This is a genomic window from Acidovorax sp. FG60 (assembly GCF_057808995.1).
Genome location: NZ_JBMDJC010000008.1, coordinates 50,456 through 65,418, shown reverse-complemented (window position 1 = coordinate 65,418; position 14,963 = coordinate 50,456). Strand labels below are relative to the sequence as shown.

Annotated in this window: 13 protein-coding genes; 4 read left to right on the top strand and 9 right to left on the bottom strand. The window is 59.8% G+C overall.

The window, feature by feature from the left end; translation table 11 throughout:
* Positions 1 to 6 precede the first annotated feature (6 nt).
* From pheT to thrS, 6 genes are all read right to left on the bottom strand, one after another.
* The gene (pheT, locus tag ACODS0_RS13460; RefSeq protein ID WP_488835498.1) at positions 7 to 2,454 is read right to left on the bottom strand and encodes a phenylalanine--tRNA ligase subunit beta; all 2,448 of its coding nucleotides are present in this window, start codon (positions 2,452 to 2,454) and stop codon (positions 7 to 9) included.
* 125 nt (positions 2,455 to 2,579) lie between these two features.
* Positions 2,580 to 3,632, bottom strand: coding sequence for a phenylalanine--tRNA ligase subunit alpha (gene pheS, locus ACODS0_RS13455; RefSeq protein ID WP_228897934.1), 1,053 nt, complete (start codon positions 3,630 to 3,632; stop codon positions 2,580 to 2,582).
* A gap of 111 nt (positions 3,633 to 3,743) precedes the next feature.
* Positions 3,744 to 4,103, bottom strand: a complete 360-nt coding sequence (rplT, locus tag ACODS0_RS13450) for a 50S ribosomal protein L20 (RefSeq protein WP_121420463.1) — start codon at positions 4,101 to 4,103, stop codon at positions 3,744 to 3,746.
* A gap of 24 nt (positions 4,104 to 4,127) precedes the next feature.
* Positions 4,128 to 4,331 (bottom strand): 50S ribosomal protein L35, encoded by a 204-nt coding sequence (gene rpmI / locus ACODS0_RS13445; protein ID WP_055402683.1) that lies wholly within the window; start codon positions 4,329 to 4,331, stop codon positions 4,128 to 4,130.
* A 182-nt stretch (positions 4,332 to 4,513) separates the two neighbouring features.
* On the bottom strand, positions 4,514 to 5,122 hold the full coding sequence (gene infC / locus ACODS0_RS13440; protein WP_082437675.1) for a translation initiation factor IF-3: 609 nt from the start codon (positions 5,120 to 5,122) through the stop codon (positions 4,514 to 4,516).
* Between the two features lie 80 nt (positions 5,123 to 5,202).
* Positions 5,203 to 7,122, bottom strand: a complete 1,920-nt coding sequence (thrS, locus tag ACODS0_RS13435) for a threonine--tRNA ligase (RefSeq protein WP_121506057.1) — start codon at positions 7,120 to 7,122, stop codon at positions 5,203 to 5,205.
* 565 nt (positions 7,123 to 7,687) lie between these two features.
* Between thrS and ACODS0_RS13430 the strand changes: the two genes are divergently transcribed.
* From ACODS0_RS13430 to ACODS0_RS13420, 3 genes are all read left to right on the top strand, one after another.
* Entirely contained in the window at positions 7,688 to 8,641 is a 954-nt protein-coding gene (locus ACODS0_RS13430; protein WP_082437676.1) for a glycosyltransferase family 2 protein, read from the top strand.
* A gap of 106 nt (positions 8,642 to 8,747) precedes the next feature.
* Positions 8,748 to 9,143 (top strand): GtrA family protein, encoded by a 396-nt coding sequence (locus ACODS0_RS13425; RefSeq protein WP_055402691.1) that lies wholly within the window; start codon positions 8,748 to 8,750, stop codon positions 9,141 to 9,143.
* A 111-nt stretch (positions 9,144 to 9,254) separates the two neighbouring features.
* Positions 9,255 to 11,138: a hypothetical protein gene (locus ACODS0_RS13420; RefSeq protein WP_488835494.1), complete on the top strand. Its 1,884-nt coding sequence runs from the start codon at positions 9,255 to 9,257 to the stop codon at positions 11,136 to 11,138.
* A 161-nt stretch (positions 11,139 to 11,299) separates the two neighbouring features.
* Here the strand turns inward: ACODS0_RS13420 and aceA are convergent, their stop codons facing one another.
* Both aceA and ACODS0_RS13410 read right to left on the bottom strand, forming a co-directional pair.
* Positions 11,300 to 12,631, bottom strand: a complete 1,332-nt coding sequence (gene aceA, locus ACODS0_RS13415; protein ID WP_055402695.1) for an isocitrate lyase — start codon at positions 12,629 to 12,631, stop codon at positions 11,300 to 11,302.
* Between the two features lie 264 nt (positions 12,632 to 12,895).
* A complete protein-coding gene (locus ACODS0_RS13410) occupies positions 12,896 to 13,318 on the bottom strand; it encodes a gamma-glutamylcyclotransferase family protein (protein WP_488835492.1) in 423 nt (140 codons plus the stop codon).
* Between the two features lie 38 nt (positions 13,319 to 13,356).
* Here ACODS0_RS13410 and ACODS0_RS13405 point away from each other — a divergent pair, with 38 nt between their 5' ends.
* On the top strand, positions 13,357 to 14,319 hold the full coding sequence (locus ACODS0_RS13405; protein WP_488835490.1) for a DMT family transporter: 963 nt from the start codon (positions 13,357 to 13,359) through the stop codon (positions 14,317 to 14,319).
* A 20-nt stretch (positions 14,320 to 14,339) separates the two neighbouring features.
* Here the strand turns inward: ACODS0_RS13405 and rraA are convergent, their stop codons facing one another.
* A complete protein-coding gene (gene rraA, locus ACODS0_RS13400) occupies positions 14,340 to 14,855 on the bottom strand; it encodes a ribonuclease E activity regulator RraA (RefSeq protein WP_218300103.1) in 516 nt (171 codons plus the stop codon).
* Positions 14,856 to 14,963 lie beyond the last annotated feature (108 nt).

The window sequence follows — 14,963 nt, the reverse complement described above, 5'->3', positions numbered from 1 at the left end:
ACATCGTCACATCCGCAGCCGTGCGCCCGCCCGCTGCGTCAGCTGTGCGACCACGGCTTGCACCGCCGCCTCGATCTCGGCCTCTGTGAGCGTGGCCTCGTCACGCCCCAGAGTGAGACGCACAGCCAGGCTCTTCTCGCCGGGAGCCAGGCCACCTGCGGGGGTCTCTTCACCGGCACGCAATGCCTTGGGCCGGTACACGTCAAACAGCACGGCAGACCGCAGCATGCCATCGGGAACGGCCTGCTCCACCGCACCCATGATGTCGGCGTGCGTCACGCGCTCGGCCACCACTACGGCCAGATCACGCTCAACAGCCTGATGCTTGGCCACTGGCTTGAACTGGGGCACTACGCGTTGCAGCACGGCGTCGAGCTCCAGCTCGAACATCACAGGCGCCTGTGGCAAATCCCACGACTGGCGCCACTGAGGATGCAACTCGCCCACAAAACCAATGGCACGCCCATTCACCAGCACGCGCGCACACCGGCCCGGGTGCATGGCAGGATGGGTCGCAGGCTCAAACATGGCCTGCACAGGCGCCAGGAGCGCCTCCAGATCGCCCTTCACGTCAAAGAAGTCGATAGCCTGCTCTTTGCGGCCCCATTGCAAGGTGTCGTTCGGGCCATACGCCAGGCCTGACACTCGCATAGGCTGATGAAAGCCTTCCACGGTGGTGTCCGTGTTGCGCACACTCGCGTCGCGCAGGAACACGCGGCCCAATTCGAACATCCGCACACGCTGTGCTTTGCGGTCCAGGTTGAACTTCAAAACTTGTAGCAGAGAACCCAGCAAGGTAGAGCGCATCACGCTCATCTGGCTTGCAATGGGGTTCAGCAGCTTGATGGGTTGTGTGTTGGCGGCCAGTTCGTGCTCCCAACGCTCTTCCACAAAACTGAAGTTGATCGTCTCCTGGTACCCCAGGCCTGCCAATGAACGGCGCACCGCAAACGGGCTGCGCGTGGCCTCGGCCGGCAACTTGGGCGTAATGGGCGCCAGCGGTGGGGTGGTGGGGAGGTTGTTGTAACCCACCATGCGCGCCACTTCTTCGATCAGGTCTTCCTCGATCGTGATGTCGAACCGGAACGACGGTGGCGTGACGGTGAGCGTACCCTCGTCCTGCACCACGGGCAGCCCCAGACGCTGCAATGCATCAGCGCATTGCGCCTGGGTGAGGGGCATACCGATGACCTTGGCCGCACGTGCGACACGCAGTGCGACCGGCCGGGGTACCGGCAGATTCACCGCCTGATCATCCATGGGGCCACATACCGTGTCAGGCGTACCGCAGATATCAATCACAAGCTGTGTGATGCGCTCGATGTGCTCCACGGTCAGGCTCGGGTCCACACCCCGCTCAAAGCGATGGCCTGCGTCGGTCGAGAAGTTGAAGCGGCGCGAGCGCCCTGCCACCGCCTTGGGCCACCAGAAGGCGGCCTCAATGTAAATGTGCTGGGTATCGTCGGAAACTGCCGTGGCGTCGCCGCCCATGATGCCGGCCAGCGACTCGACTTGGCTGTCGTCGGCGATCACACCCACCTTGTCGTCCACGGTGATGGTGTTGCCGTTGAGCAGCTTGAGCTGTTCACCGGGCTTGCCCCAGCGCACATCCAGGCCGCCGTGGATCTTGTCCAGATCAAAAATGTGAGACGGGCGCCCCAGCTCAAACATCACGTAGTTGGAGATATCCACCAACGGCGACACACCACGCTGGCCACAACGGGCCAGGCGATCCAGCATCCATTGGGGCGTGGCAGCCCGCGTGTTCACGTTGCGCACGATGCGGCCGGAGAAGCGGCCACACAGGTCAGGAGCGCTCACCTTGACCGGCAACCGGTCTGCAAGCTTGGTAGCCACGGCGGGGAACGAGGGTTGCTGCAGCGGCACCCCGGTCAGTGCGGACACTTCGCGCGCAATCCCGTAGACGCTGAGGCAATGCGCCAGGTTGGGCGTGAGCTTGAGGGTGAACAGCGTGTCATCCAAGTTCAAGTGTTCACGGATGTCCTGGCCCACCGGCGCAGAAGCATCGAGTTCGAGCAAACCGCCATGGTCCTCGGACAGCTTGAGTTCGCGCGCCGAGCACAACATGCCCTGGCTTTCCACACCGCGCAGCTTGCCCACCTTGATGAGGAACGGCTTGCCGTCATCACCCGGCGGCAGTTCGGCCCCCACCAGCGCACAAGGCACCTTGATGCCCAGACGGGCGTTGGGAGCACCACACACGATATTCAGCAAGGCCCCCTGCCCCACGTCCACTTGGCACACGCGCAAGCGGTCGGCGTCCGGGTGCTGAACGGCTTCCTTGATTTCGCCGACCACAATTTTCGTGAAAGGCGGCGCCACGGGCCGCAATTCTTCAACTTCCAGACCCGCCATAGTCAGCGTGTCGGCCAGTTCTTGGGTGGTCAGCGGTGGGTTGCAAAATTCGCGCAACCAGGACTCAGGGAATTGCATAGTGAAGAGATTCTTTGGCGTTTGCTCTGAAAAAAATAGCTGCTTGCGCTTGTCTGTTCTTTATTTCCATGTCAAAAGGCGATGGAGCCCATTGAAATCAAGCGCTAGCAGCTCACTTTTTTGCCTTATTGGAACTGCGACAGGAAACGAATGTCGCCGTCGAAGAACAGGCGCAGGTCGTTCACGCCATAGCGCAACATGGTCAGGCGGTCCGGTCCCATGCCAAAGGCAAAGCCGATGTACTTTTCGGGGTCGAGGCCCATGTTGCGCACCACGTTGGGGTGCACCTGGCCCGAGCCTGCCACCTCCAGCCAACGGCCGGCCAATGGGCCCGTCTGGAACTGGATGTCGATCTCAGCGCTGGGCTCCGTGAAGGGGAAGAAGCTGGGACGGAAGCGCAGCACGAGGTCGTCACTCTCGAAGAACGTGCGGCAAAAATCCGTGAAGATGACCTTAAGATCCTTGAAACTCACGTTTTCGCCAACCCACAGGCCTTCGCACTGGTGGAACATGGGCGAGTGCGTGGCGTCACTGTCCACCCGGTAGGTGCGGCCCGGCGCAATGACGCGGATCTCGGGCATCGCTTGGCCGGCATCCAGCGCGGCACGGTGCTTTTTGACATGCTGCACCGCGTGGCGGATCTGCATGGGGCTGGTGTGCGTGCGCAGCAGGTTGGGGGCAGTGGCAGTGCCGCCCTCGACATAAAACGTGTCATGCATGGACCGCGCAGGGTGGTCTTCCGGCGTATTCAATGCGGTGAAGTTGAACCAGTCGGTTTCGATCTCGGGGCCTTCGGCGACGTCAAAACCCATGGAGCCAAAGATGCCCTGGATGCGTTCAAGCGTGAGGGACACCGGGTGAAGACCACCCTGCCCGCGCTGGCGGCCTGGCAGGCTCACATCCAATGCCTCGGCCTTGAGCTGAAGCTGCAATTCTGCGTCGGCCAGCGCCTGGCGGCGTGCGGTCAGTGCGGCTTCAATGGCTTGCTTGGCCACATTGATGGCTGCGCCACGGGATTTTTTTTCCTCGACGGACAGCTGCGCCATGCCCTTCATCAGCTCGGTCACGCGGCCCGACTTGCCCAGAAACTGCGCCTTGGCGTTTTCCAGATCAGCGGGGGTGGCGCTTTGGGCAAACAGTTGCGTCGCGCTCTCGACCAGGGAATCCAACTCGTTCATACGACTCTTTATCGCTCGTGAAAAATAAACAAGGGCTAGCGCCTTTTCAAGCTCTAGCCCTTGCTGTTATTGCGCAAGCAGCTATCAGAACGATAGCCGCTCATCGTGATCTCAAGCAGCCAGCTTGGCCTTGACTTGGTTCACGATGCTGCCAAAGGCAGCCTTGTCGTGCACGGCGAGGTCGGCCAGCATCTTGCGGTCGATCTCGATGGATGCCTTCTTCAGGCCGTTGGCGAACTGGCTGTAGGTCAGGCCCAGTTCACGGGCAGCGGCGTTGATACGGGCGATCCACAACTGGCGGAACACGCGCTTCTTGGTGCGGCGGTCACGGTAGGCATATTGCCCAGCCTTCATTACCGCCTGTTTGGCGATACGGTAGACATTACCGCGGCGACCACGGAAGCCCTTGGCAAGGGCGAGAACTTTCTTGTGACGGGCACGGGCCGTTACACCACGTTTGACGCGAGGCATGTATGTACTCCTTGTTCGTCGTTATTAAAGGCCAGCACTGGGCAGCATTTGTGCGATAGAGCCCATGTTGGTCTCATGCACAGCAACTGCACCACGCAGGTGGCGCTTGTTCTTGGTGGTCTTCTTGGTCAAGATGTGACGTTTGAAGGCTTGACCGCGCTTGACGGTGCCACCGGGACGAACGCGGAAACGTTTTTTCGCGCTGCTCTTGGTCTTCATTTTGGGCATGTGAATGCTCCTTTTGTTTGTGCTCGTGAGGCGTTTGCAAACCGATCTGCAAACTTGTTGGCCCCGAGCCACTTTTATCGAAGGGTTCGCACCCTTCGCTCAGCAGTGCCGAAACACTGCCTTTTTGAACCCTGCCCCGATGACGGAGCAGCATTCAAAATCTCATACCAACCCGCACAACTTCAGGCTGCGGTGCCCGTTGCCGGAGCAACCTCTGCTGCTGGCTTGGCACCAGCAGGCTTTTTCTTGCCCGGGGCAATCATCATGATCATCTGGCGGCCTTCCAACTTGGGAAACTGCTCGATGATGATGCTGTCTGCCAATTCGTCACGAATCCGGTTCAGCAAAGCCAAGCCCAGTTCTTGGTGCGTGATTTCGCGCCCCCGGAATCGCAGCGTGATCTTGCACTTGTCGCCATCCGCCAGAAAACGGCGGATGTTGCGCATCTTGATGTTGTAGTCGCCATCGTCCGTGCCCGGACGGAACTTGACTTCCTTGATCTCAATGACCGTTTGCTTGGCTTTGGCTTCCGCCGCACGCTTTTGCTCTTGGTACTTGAACTTGCCGTAGTCCATGAGGCGGCACACTGGAGGGTTCGCCGTAGCGGCGATTTCCACCAGATCCACATCCAACTCGCCCGCCATGCGCAGGGCTTCCATCAGACTGACAACACCCAAAGGCTCGTTATCAGGACCCGAAAGACGGACCTCCGGAGCCATGATTTCACGGTTCAGGCGGTGCTTGCGCTCTTCACGGTGGCGACGATCACGAAATTCAGTAGCGATGGCTATCTTCCTTCAATCAAAATACTACAAACTTTGTAGCTACAACCGTACACATGGCAGGCGCCGAAGCATGTTTTCACTAAAAATCAGGCTTTGGTGGCAATGTCTTGGGCGATCAGCTCAGCGAACGCTTCAACAGACATCACGCCGAGGTCACGATTGCCCCGGCCGCGCACTGCGACGGCTCCTGCGGCCTTTTCCTTGTCGCCCGCGACAAGGATGTACGGCAGCTTTTGCAACGAATGCTCGCGTATTTTATACGTAATCTTTTCGTTGCGCAGATCGACCGCCACCCTAAGGTCTTGATTCGGAAGTGCTTTTTGCAGTTTTGCGGCAATTTCGCGACAGTAATCGGCCTGTGCGTCGGTGATGTTGAGCACCGCAACCTGCACCGGAGCGAGCCAGACCGGGAACGCCCCGGCATAGTGTTCGATCAGCATGCCAATGAACCGTTCCATGCTGCCCACGGTTGCACGGTGCAGCATCAGTGGGCGCTTGCGGCTGCCGTCTTCGGCCACGTATTCGGCGTCCAGGCGCTCGGGAAGGTTGGGGTCGATCTGCATCGTGCCGCACTGCCATTGACGGCCCAGCGCGTCCTTGAGCGTGTACTCGATCTTCGGACCATAGAACGCACCTTCGCCTTCGGCAATCTCGAACTCGCAACCCGAATGGCGCAGGCCATCCATCAGCGCCTTCTCCGCGCGGTCCCACGACTCGTCCGTGCCAATGCGTGCCTCGGGCCGTGTGGCCACCTTGTAGATGATGTCGGTAAAGCCAAAGTCCTTGTAGACCTTCTGCACCAGCGCCGTGTAGTTGGCGCACTCTTCCAGCACCTGCTCTTCCGTACAGAAAATGTGCCCGTCATCCTGTGTGAAGCCGCGCACGCGCATGATGCCGTGCAGGCCGCCCGTAGGCTCATTGCGGTGGCAGGCACCGAACTCGCCGTAGCGCAATGGCAGGTCGCGGTAGCTCTTGATCCCCTGCTTGTAGATCAGGATGTGGCCGGGGCAGTTCATCGGCTTGAGCGCGTACTCGCGCTTTTCCGACTCGGTCGTGAACATGTTGTCGCGGTACTTGTCCCAGTGGCCCGTTTTCTCCCACAGGCTCTTGTCCAGGATCTGTGGACCCTTGACCTCCTGGTAGCCGTTATTGCGATAGACGCGGCGCATGTACTGCTCCACCTCTTGCCACAAAGCCCAGCCCTTGGGGTGCCAGAACACGGTGCCGGGCGAATGCTCATCCATGTGGAACAGGTCCAGTTCACGCCCCAGCTTGCGGTGGTCGCGCTTTTCGGCCTCTTCCAGCATGGTGAGGTACTGCTGCAGTTCTTCTTTGGAAGTCCAGGCCGTGCCATAAATACGCTGCAGCATCTCGTTGCGGTGGTCGCCACGCCAGTAGGCGCCCGCTACCTTCATGAGCTTGAAGAACTTCAGCTTGCCCGTGCTGGGCACGTGGGGGCCACGGCATAGGTCTTCGAAATTGCCTTCGCGGTACAGGCTCACGTCTTCATTGCTGGGGATGCTCGCAATGATCTCAGCCTTGTAGTGCTCGCCCAGGCCCTTGAAATAGGCCACGGCCTCGTCGCGCGGCAGAACGCGGCGTACCACGGGCTCGTCCTTGGCGGCGAGTTCGGCCATGCGCTTTTCGATGGCCACCAGGTCCTCAGGCGTGAAGGGGCGCTTGTACGCAAAGTCGTAGAAGAAACCGTTCTCGATCACCGGGCCGATGGTCACCTGGGCTTCCGGGAACAGCTCCTTGACGGCATAGGCCAGCAAGTGGGCTGTGGAGTGGCGAATGACCTCCAGGCCATCGGCATCCTTGGCCGTGATGATGGACAGCGGGCTGTCGGCCGTGATCTGGTAACTGGTGTCCACCACCTTGCCGTCAATCTTGCCGGCCAGAGCCGCCTTGGCCAGACCGGTGCCGATAGAGGCCGCCACTTCGGCCACCGTGACAGGACCCTGGAATTCGCGCTGCGAGCCATCAGGAAGCGTGATGTGAATCATGGGAGTAACTCTTTCTTTTCAATCAGTGCAATGGATGCGGGCACGCGCCAGGCCCAGAAACAAAAAAGCGCGGAACGGGTCCGCGCTTTCTGGATGAGGAGTGCAATCTCGTGCAGGCGCGAACAGCCAGCCTTAACGGCCAGTCAACATCTCCGATGTAGTTCGCGGTGTCATAACCAGATTGCCTTTCTCGCTCTTGTAAGTGGAATTTTTGGCATTTTACCCCCGCCCCGGGATCGATTGCCCAGACAACGCGCTTGCGCACATCATCAAAGACGTTTCGCTTACACAACTGGAGCACCCATGAACACGCCCGCCCCATGAGCAAAACTGTGCGATGATTTTTGGCGGTAGTCAATCTGGCAACTACAGTCGGTGCGTCGAAATGTGAGAAAGTCCTGCACTAGGGCGTCACCAAGCCAGGCGTCCCGGTAACACGGGCGTCAAGCAACAGCACCCCGCTAGCACCGATTGCGCAGCCACACCCCAAGGCAGCACTTCGGTACACCCCCCCACACTGGCTCGTAGCTGATCTTCGGCCAGGATCGGCTTTATGAGAATGTTTATGCACCCTGAGATTTCCGTTGTCATCCCTGTCTATTGTGAAGAAGCCGGCATCCGCTTCACCTTGCGGGAGGTCGAGAAATTTCTGGCTGTGTCAGCCTCCACCTGGGAAATCGTGGTGGTGGATGATGGGTCCAAAGACAACACATGGAATGAAATTACCGCCATCTCTCAAACCATGGCCCGGTTGCGGGGTCTGCGCCTGAGTCGCAATTTTGGCAAGGAAGCGGCGGTGTCGGCAGGCCTGGAGGCGGCACGAGGCAAGGCGGTGATCATCATGGACGGCGACATGCAGCACCCTCCTTCCCTGCTCCCGACCATGATCGAAACCTGGCGCACTGGCGAGTTCGACATCGTGGAAGCGGTCAAATCCAGCCGGGGCGACGAATCCAGCCTCTCTGCAGCACGGGCAAAACTGTTTTATCTAATTTTGCGGGCGTTCTCCGGCCACGACTTGAACGGCGCGTCCGACTACAAACTGCTTGATCAACGGGTCATCGAGGCGTATCGCACGATGAAAGAACGCAACGTCTTCTTTCGCGGCATGATCAGCTGGATGGGGTTCCGGTCTACGCAGATCCCCTTCGAGGTGGAGCCCCGCATCGCTGGAGATTCGGGATGGTCTGTCTTTGGCCTGATTCGCCTTGCGGCCGTTGCCGTCACAAGTTTCAGCACTTTTCCACTGCACCTGATCACAATCTTTGGTGTGCTCTTCTTCGCATTTTCCGTCATGCTGGGGATGCACACGGTGTACATGAAGTTGTCGGGAGCGGCGATCAACGGCTTTACCACCGTCATCTTGCTGCTACTGATCATCGGCAGCTCACTGATGATTGGCCTCGGAATCATCGGGGAGTATCTCGCGCGCATCTATGACGAGGTCAAACAACGACCCCGCTACATCGTCTCCCAGAAGCTGCCTCTGAACCAACCCGACAACCCCGCCAGCCCTTGATCCGGCAACGCAGGCCGCACGCCTGAGCGCTCCATGTCGCACTGACCCTTCTTTCTCCACCACGCGGGGGTCACGGCACCGCTATTTCACATTCACCATTGCCCTCATGCCCTCCTTTTCCAAACTGCTTCGCTATGGCGTTGTGGGTGTTATCGGTGCCGTAGTGCACATGTCCACCCTGTTCCTGCTGGTGGAGCTTGGCTTAACAGGGCCGGTCGTTGCCACCACCACAGGGTTTGTATTTGCACTGCTGATCTCCTACGGAATGAACAGGATCTGGACCTTTGGATACGTTGGCAGCTACTGGGCTTCGCTGATCAGGTACTGCATCGTGTCGCTGATCGGCCTGGGGCTGAACATCCTCATCATCAAGCTGTTCACGGATTTTCTGGGCCTGTGGTACGGCTGGGGGGCGTTTGTAGCTGTGGGCGCCGTGGCACTGAACAATTTCCTTCTCAACAACGCCTGGACCTTCACGCACAAGACCTCGGACATGCCCTAAACAAGCTCTGGCAACGGCCCATCACACCCCGCGCAACAGGGGTCTTGGGCTCTCCTGCCCTTCGAGGAACAGGGCGCAGCGCCCAGCAACAAGACGATCAAAAAGGTACACATGCAGACAGCCGCTTTGATGACCCGCCAGCGAACATCAAGCTACTGGATAGCGCTGATCTTTGTCGCCATCCTGGGGGCCATACAGGTCTACTTCTTTGACATTACATTCCACGGCCCTGACCAGATCCGTGACGTGGAAATTGCACGCAGACTGATCCATCACCAGGAATGGCCGCTCAACGGTCCTCCGCTGTTCGGGGAACGTTTCAACCTGCCGCCAGGTTTTTACTACCTGCTCGCCCTGCCCCTTCTGATCAGGGACACCGAGGCTGCGATCTTCATCACATTCGGCGCTCTGTTTGCGCTGTCGGTCTGGTATCTGCTCCGCGTCATCCACGCACAGTTGGGTTCCAGATGTGCACTTGCCTATGCAGTGCTGGCATTCCCCGTCTTTGCGTCTTTCTACACCCACAGCGCCTGGAATCCTGCTCTGGTGATGACATTGAGCAATGTGGTCCTGGGGTTGTTCATCAGCCTTGCGCAACAGCACCGCCACGATGGGCTGTTGCTTCCGCTGGCGGCATTCCTGCTTGTACAAATCCACCCCTCTGCAGCGCCATTGTTGCTGGGCCTGGGAGCCTACGCACTGCTGAACTACCAGGTTCTCCTAAACCGTAGAACGCTGGCTTCCCTGCTCCTCATTGCAGGGATGGCAGCCGTGTGGGGAAGCCAATCAGGGGCCGTCTCGAAGCTGTTGTCGCCCGCGCCTGCGTCGGCCGCCACAGCCTCCGGCCATGGCTGGCTCAGCAATCTGTTGGACATGGACAAATGGCGTGACGTTTTCCTGATGCCCTACAGCGCCATTGAGAGCATCCAGCCGGCCATCAGTGGACTGGGCGCACTGACGGCCTTTCACCTGACTCTGATGCTGGGAGGGGTGTTGCTGGGCATCGTCTATGCAGCAAAAGAGCGGACCCTCCGCTGGATATTGCTCACCACGGTGCTGTGGTTCATCGTTTCCATGGCTTTTCTAAGCCAGGGCGCTTTTTGGCACCTGGACGTGGTGCACCCGTGGCTTGCAGTATTGGCGGCCCATGGTTTGGCGCGCGCCAGCGAAAAAGCGTCACTTTCGACCGGGCACTTCAATGCCCTAGCCGCAACATCCTTGGTCCTCGTTGTCGTCGCCCATCTGAACCTTTACCTTCAGTTCGAGAAAAGGGGCAAATACGATCTCCTGCTCGCATCGCTGTTTTTCCCCAAACTGGAACCCCTGGAATACAAGATTCCGGGGTACACATTCAAGTACCTGCATGCGATGCGCGACGGCCTGTCGAGCCGAGGGATTTGCCAGGACCAAGTCGTCGGCCTGGACCCCATGGTGATGAGCAACGCCGCCAACCGGACGCTCGACGCGCCTTGCCCCTCTCCGGCTACGACGGGGCAGGTTTCGCAAACCCTTTATTTCATCGCCAACGATCAGGATGCACTCCGGTTCGACTTCACCAAAGGCTTGCAGGCCATGACCACAGTGGGCGCCAGCGCGATTTATGCAGTCCGCAACACTGGTGCGCTGGTCAATGGCAAGGCAGAAAACAATGTCCTGTCCAACAAAAAGATGGACTACATGACCTTCCTGCCAGCACGACTCGCAGAAGGCCTGACCCTCACCCTCCCGCCTGCGCCAGAAACCATCGTGCGTGTTGCCTTGCGGTGCGGCAGGGACTACCCCATCGAACAACAGGCCCATTGGAAGGTCCAGGGCGCCGAGTACAAAAAGCCCCTGACCACCGCGCACGCCCGGTACCTTGGTTCCAACTACTACGATCTGGAATGGACACTGACCATGCCCGCAAGCCAAGCCTACGGCGCCACCATTTCGTCGACGCTGGGCCCACTGGATTGCGACGTTTCGGCAATTACCCGTCCCATCACTGTGCACTGACGGGGCGAACTCCCCGGAAAGACCGCGCAAAGCCCATGTGCGCGTACCGCCCGGCCCCGATGCGTCCAACACCAGACGAAAAAGAGAGACGGAAAAAAGCCACCCCAAGGGGTGGCTTTTTTTCTTGCTGTATCCCCATCCCCCGTACGGGGGATTTCAGATCAGTGGAACTGCTCTTCTTCGGTCGAACCCGTCAGGGCCTTCACAGAGGACGAGCCGCCCTGGATCACCGTGGTCACGTCGTCGAAGTAGCCTGCGCCCACTTCCTGCTGGTGCGACACGAAGGTGTAGCCCTTTTCGCGTGCTGCGAATTCTGGCTCTTGCACCATCTCGGTGTAGTGCTTCATCCCTTCGCCCTGGGCGTATGCATGGGCGAACTGGAATGTGTTGAACCAGTTGATATGGATACCGGCCAGCGTGATGAACTGGTACTTGTAGCCCAGGGCCGACAGGTCTTCCTGGAACGAAGCGATCTGCTTGTCGTTGAGGTTCTTCTTCCAGTTGAACGAGGGCGAGCAGTTGTACGACAGCAGCTTGCCGGGGCAGGCGGCGTGCACAGCTTGCGCAAATTCACGGGCGAAGCCGATGTCTGGCACGCCGGTTTCGCACCACACCAGATCGGCGTAGGGGGCGTAGGCCACGCCACGGCTGATGGCTTGCTCCAGGCCGTTCTTGACGCGGTAGAAGCCTTCTTGCGTGCGCTCGCCAGTCAGGAAGGGCTTGTCGTTGGCGTCGTGGTCGGACGTGATCAGGTTGGCTGCTTCAGCGTCGGTACGGGCCAGAACGATGGTGGACACGCCCATCACGTCGGCCGCGAAACGTGCGGAGATCAGCTTTTCGCAGGCTTCTTGCGTAGGCACCAGCACCTTGCCACCCATGTGGCCGCACTTCTTCACGGCGGCCAGTTGGTCTTCAAAGTGAACACCAGCAGCGCCCGACTGGATCATGTTCTTCATCAGTTCGAACGCGTTCAGCACGCCTCCGAAACCGGCTTCAGCGTCAGCCACGATAGGCAGGAAGTAGTCGATGAATTCCTTGTCGCCGGGGTTGATGCCACGGCCCCACTGGATTTCGTCAGCGCGCTTGAAGGTGTTGTTGATGCGGCGAACCATGGTGGGCACCGAGTCGTAGGCATACAGCGACTGGTCGGGATACATGGTTTCGCTGGTGTTGCCGTCGGCGGCCACTTGCCAGCCCGACAGGTACACGGCTTCGAGGCCTGCCTTGGCTTGCTGCATGGCCTGGCCGGCGGAGATGGCGCCGAACGCGTTGACGTAGCCCTTCTTGGCGCCGCCGTTGATCTTGTCCCACAGCTTTTCAGCGCCGCGCTTGGCCAGCGTGTGCTCAATGGGCAACGAGCCGCGCAGACGCACCACGTCGGCAGCGGAGTAGCCGCGCTTCACGCCCTTCCAGCGGGGGTTGGTCGCCCAGTCTTTTTCCAGGGCGGCAATTTGCTGTTCGCGGCTCAGTTGTTCGTTGAGGGATTGGGGCATGAGATCACTCCAGAGGTTGGTTGAAAACGCCGGGCTGCTTGTGCCGCCCTTGGAGACAACTTTAAGTCTTCTATAAGACTTGTGCAAGCTCTTATGTCTTATAGAAGAGATAAATTTTCTCTTTGAAAAACAACAACTTAACCACAGCATTTCTCAATACAGAAATTGATTTCTCATATCGAGAAAAAATGCGGCAATGCAACATCTATCGCATTCCACATTGAGGAATCAAAATTCCGTATTGCAAAAAACAAAGATCGTCATTCACAACACGGCCGAAGGCGGCGCTTGCAGCCAGTCCCCCCCGGCAATCCGGGGTGCAGAGACTACATGCCGGGGATTGATCTCATAGACCAGGCAAGGCACGCCCTGCCCGCCCACATCAACCACGATCTCGCGCTTCACATACTCGTCACTGGGGGTCGCCCCCAGGTCCTCGATCTCGTCCAGTACGGCTTCCAGCGCTGGCTCAATGGCATACACCTCCCCGTGCACCACCCCCAGGGGCCCGCCCAACGCCATGCCGGGATAGGCCCCCAGGTGGTAGAGCACCCCAGGCACCTGGGCGGCCCCCATGAATCTTGGCGCCGGGCGAAGGCGGGTGATGTCATTGGATCCGCCGCGCCGCAAGGTGCCATAGACAAAGACATGGCGTGCAGGGCTGGCGGGCGGGGTTTCGTCGGGCATGATGCGCACCTCATTTTCGTTGAGCGATCACCAGTCTAGTGAATACCACTCCCAGCCGCCCCTTTGCCTACCTGTGCCTAGCCCTCAGCATGGCGCTGGTGGGCAGCTACGTGGCGCTGTCCAAACCGCTGGCCGCCGTGCTGCCGGTTTTTCTGCTCGCATGGATGCGTTTTGGCATTGGTGGCGTAGCCATGTTGCATTGGCTCCGCAAACCTGTGGATGAGCCGCCCCTCGCCCCACAAACCCGGCGGCTGCTGTTTCTGCAGTCGTTTCTGGGCAATTTCCTGTTCACCATCTGCATGATCTATGGCGTGAGCCTCACCGATGCGGTCACGGCCGGAGTGACCCTGGCCGCGATTCCCGCCGCGGTGGCGGTGATGGGCTGGCTCTTTTTGCACGAACGCGTGGCGCCACGCACCTGGGCCGCCGTGGTTTGTGCCGTGGCGGGGATTGCCTTGTTTTCGCTATCAAAACAAGAGCATTCAGCGCATATTGGACAAGCGCCAGGCACCCAAAATACTCAAAACCTTGCATGGTTGGGGCCCTTGCTGCTGCTGGGCGCGGTGGTGTGCGAAGCTGCTTACACGGTGATCGGCAAGAAGCTCACCAGCAGTCTGGGCCCCAAGCGCATCACCTCGCTCATCAACCTGTGGGGCTTTGTGCTGTCCACTCCGTTCGGGCTGTACGCCGCCTGGCATTTTGACTTTGCCGCCGTAGGCTGGGGCACCTGGACGCTGCTGGTGTTCTACGCGCTGGCTGCCTGCGTGTGGACGGTGTGGCTCTGGATGACCGGGCTCAAGGCCGTGCCGGCTGCTCAGGGCGGCGTCTTCTCGGTCATGTTGCCAGTGAGCGCGGCCCTGGTCGGCGTGCTGGTGCTGGGCGAATCACTGACCGTCTGGCAATGGGCGGCGTTTGCCATCGCGCTGGCCAGCATGCTGCTGGCCACCCTGCCCTCACGCACAGCGCTGCGTGTCGGCCGACGCGACAATCAAGCAGGCTGACGGCAGCCCGACCGCGATCGCTACGCAGCCAAGGGCTGTGTGCTGACCACGATGCCATCCGCATCGGCATACAGCCAGTCGCCCGGCCGCACCCAGACCCCCTGGATCTGCACGGCCACATCACGCTGCCCCTCGCCACGGCGCTCGGTGGGCAATGGCATCAACCCCAGCGCACGAAGGCCGACGGCTGCGGCGTTCAGTTCGGCCACGTCACGCACGCAGCCATCCACCACCAGGCCGGCCCAGCCATTGCGCGCAGCGGCAGCCGCCAGATTGCCACCCACCAGCGCGCGGCGCAGCGATCCACCCCCATCCACCACCAGCACGCGGCCCTCACCCGGTGACTCCACAGCAGCCTTGACCTGCGTGTTGTCCTCATGGCACTTGACGGTGCTCACGGGGCCCGCAAACGCGGCCACACCGCCAAAACTCTGGAAAACGGGGGGCAAAACGCGGAAAGACCCGCTCATATCACCCTTGTGCTCGTCGCAAAAATCACAGGTGCTGAAGGGAGTGGAGGAAGGTGCAGCAGTCATGTTTCGTAAGCCTTTCAGGCGGAATGAACAACAGGGAAAGCGGCTAGGAGGCTGCGCGGCAGAAGGAACATCGGCTGCAACGTGCGATAAACCGGTCTCGCGCGGTAC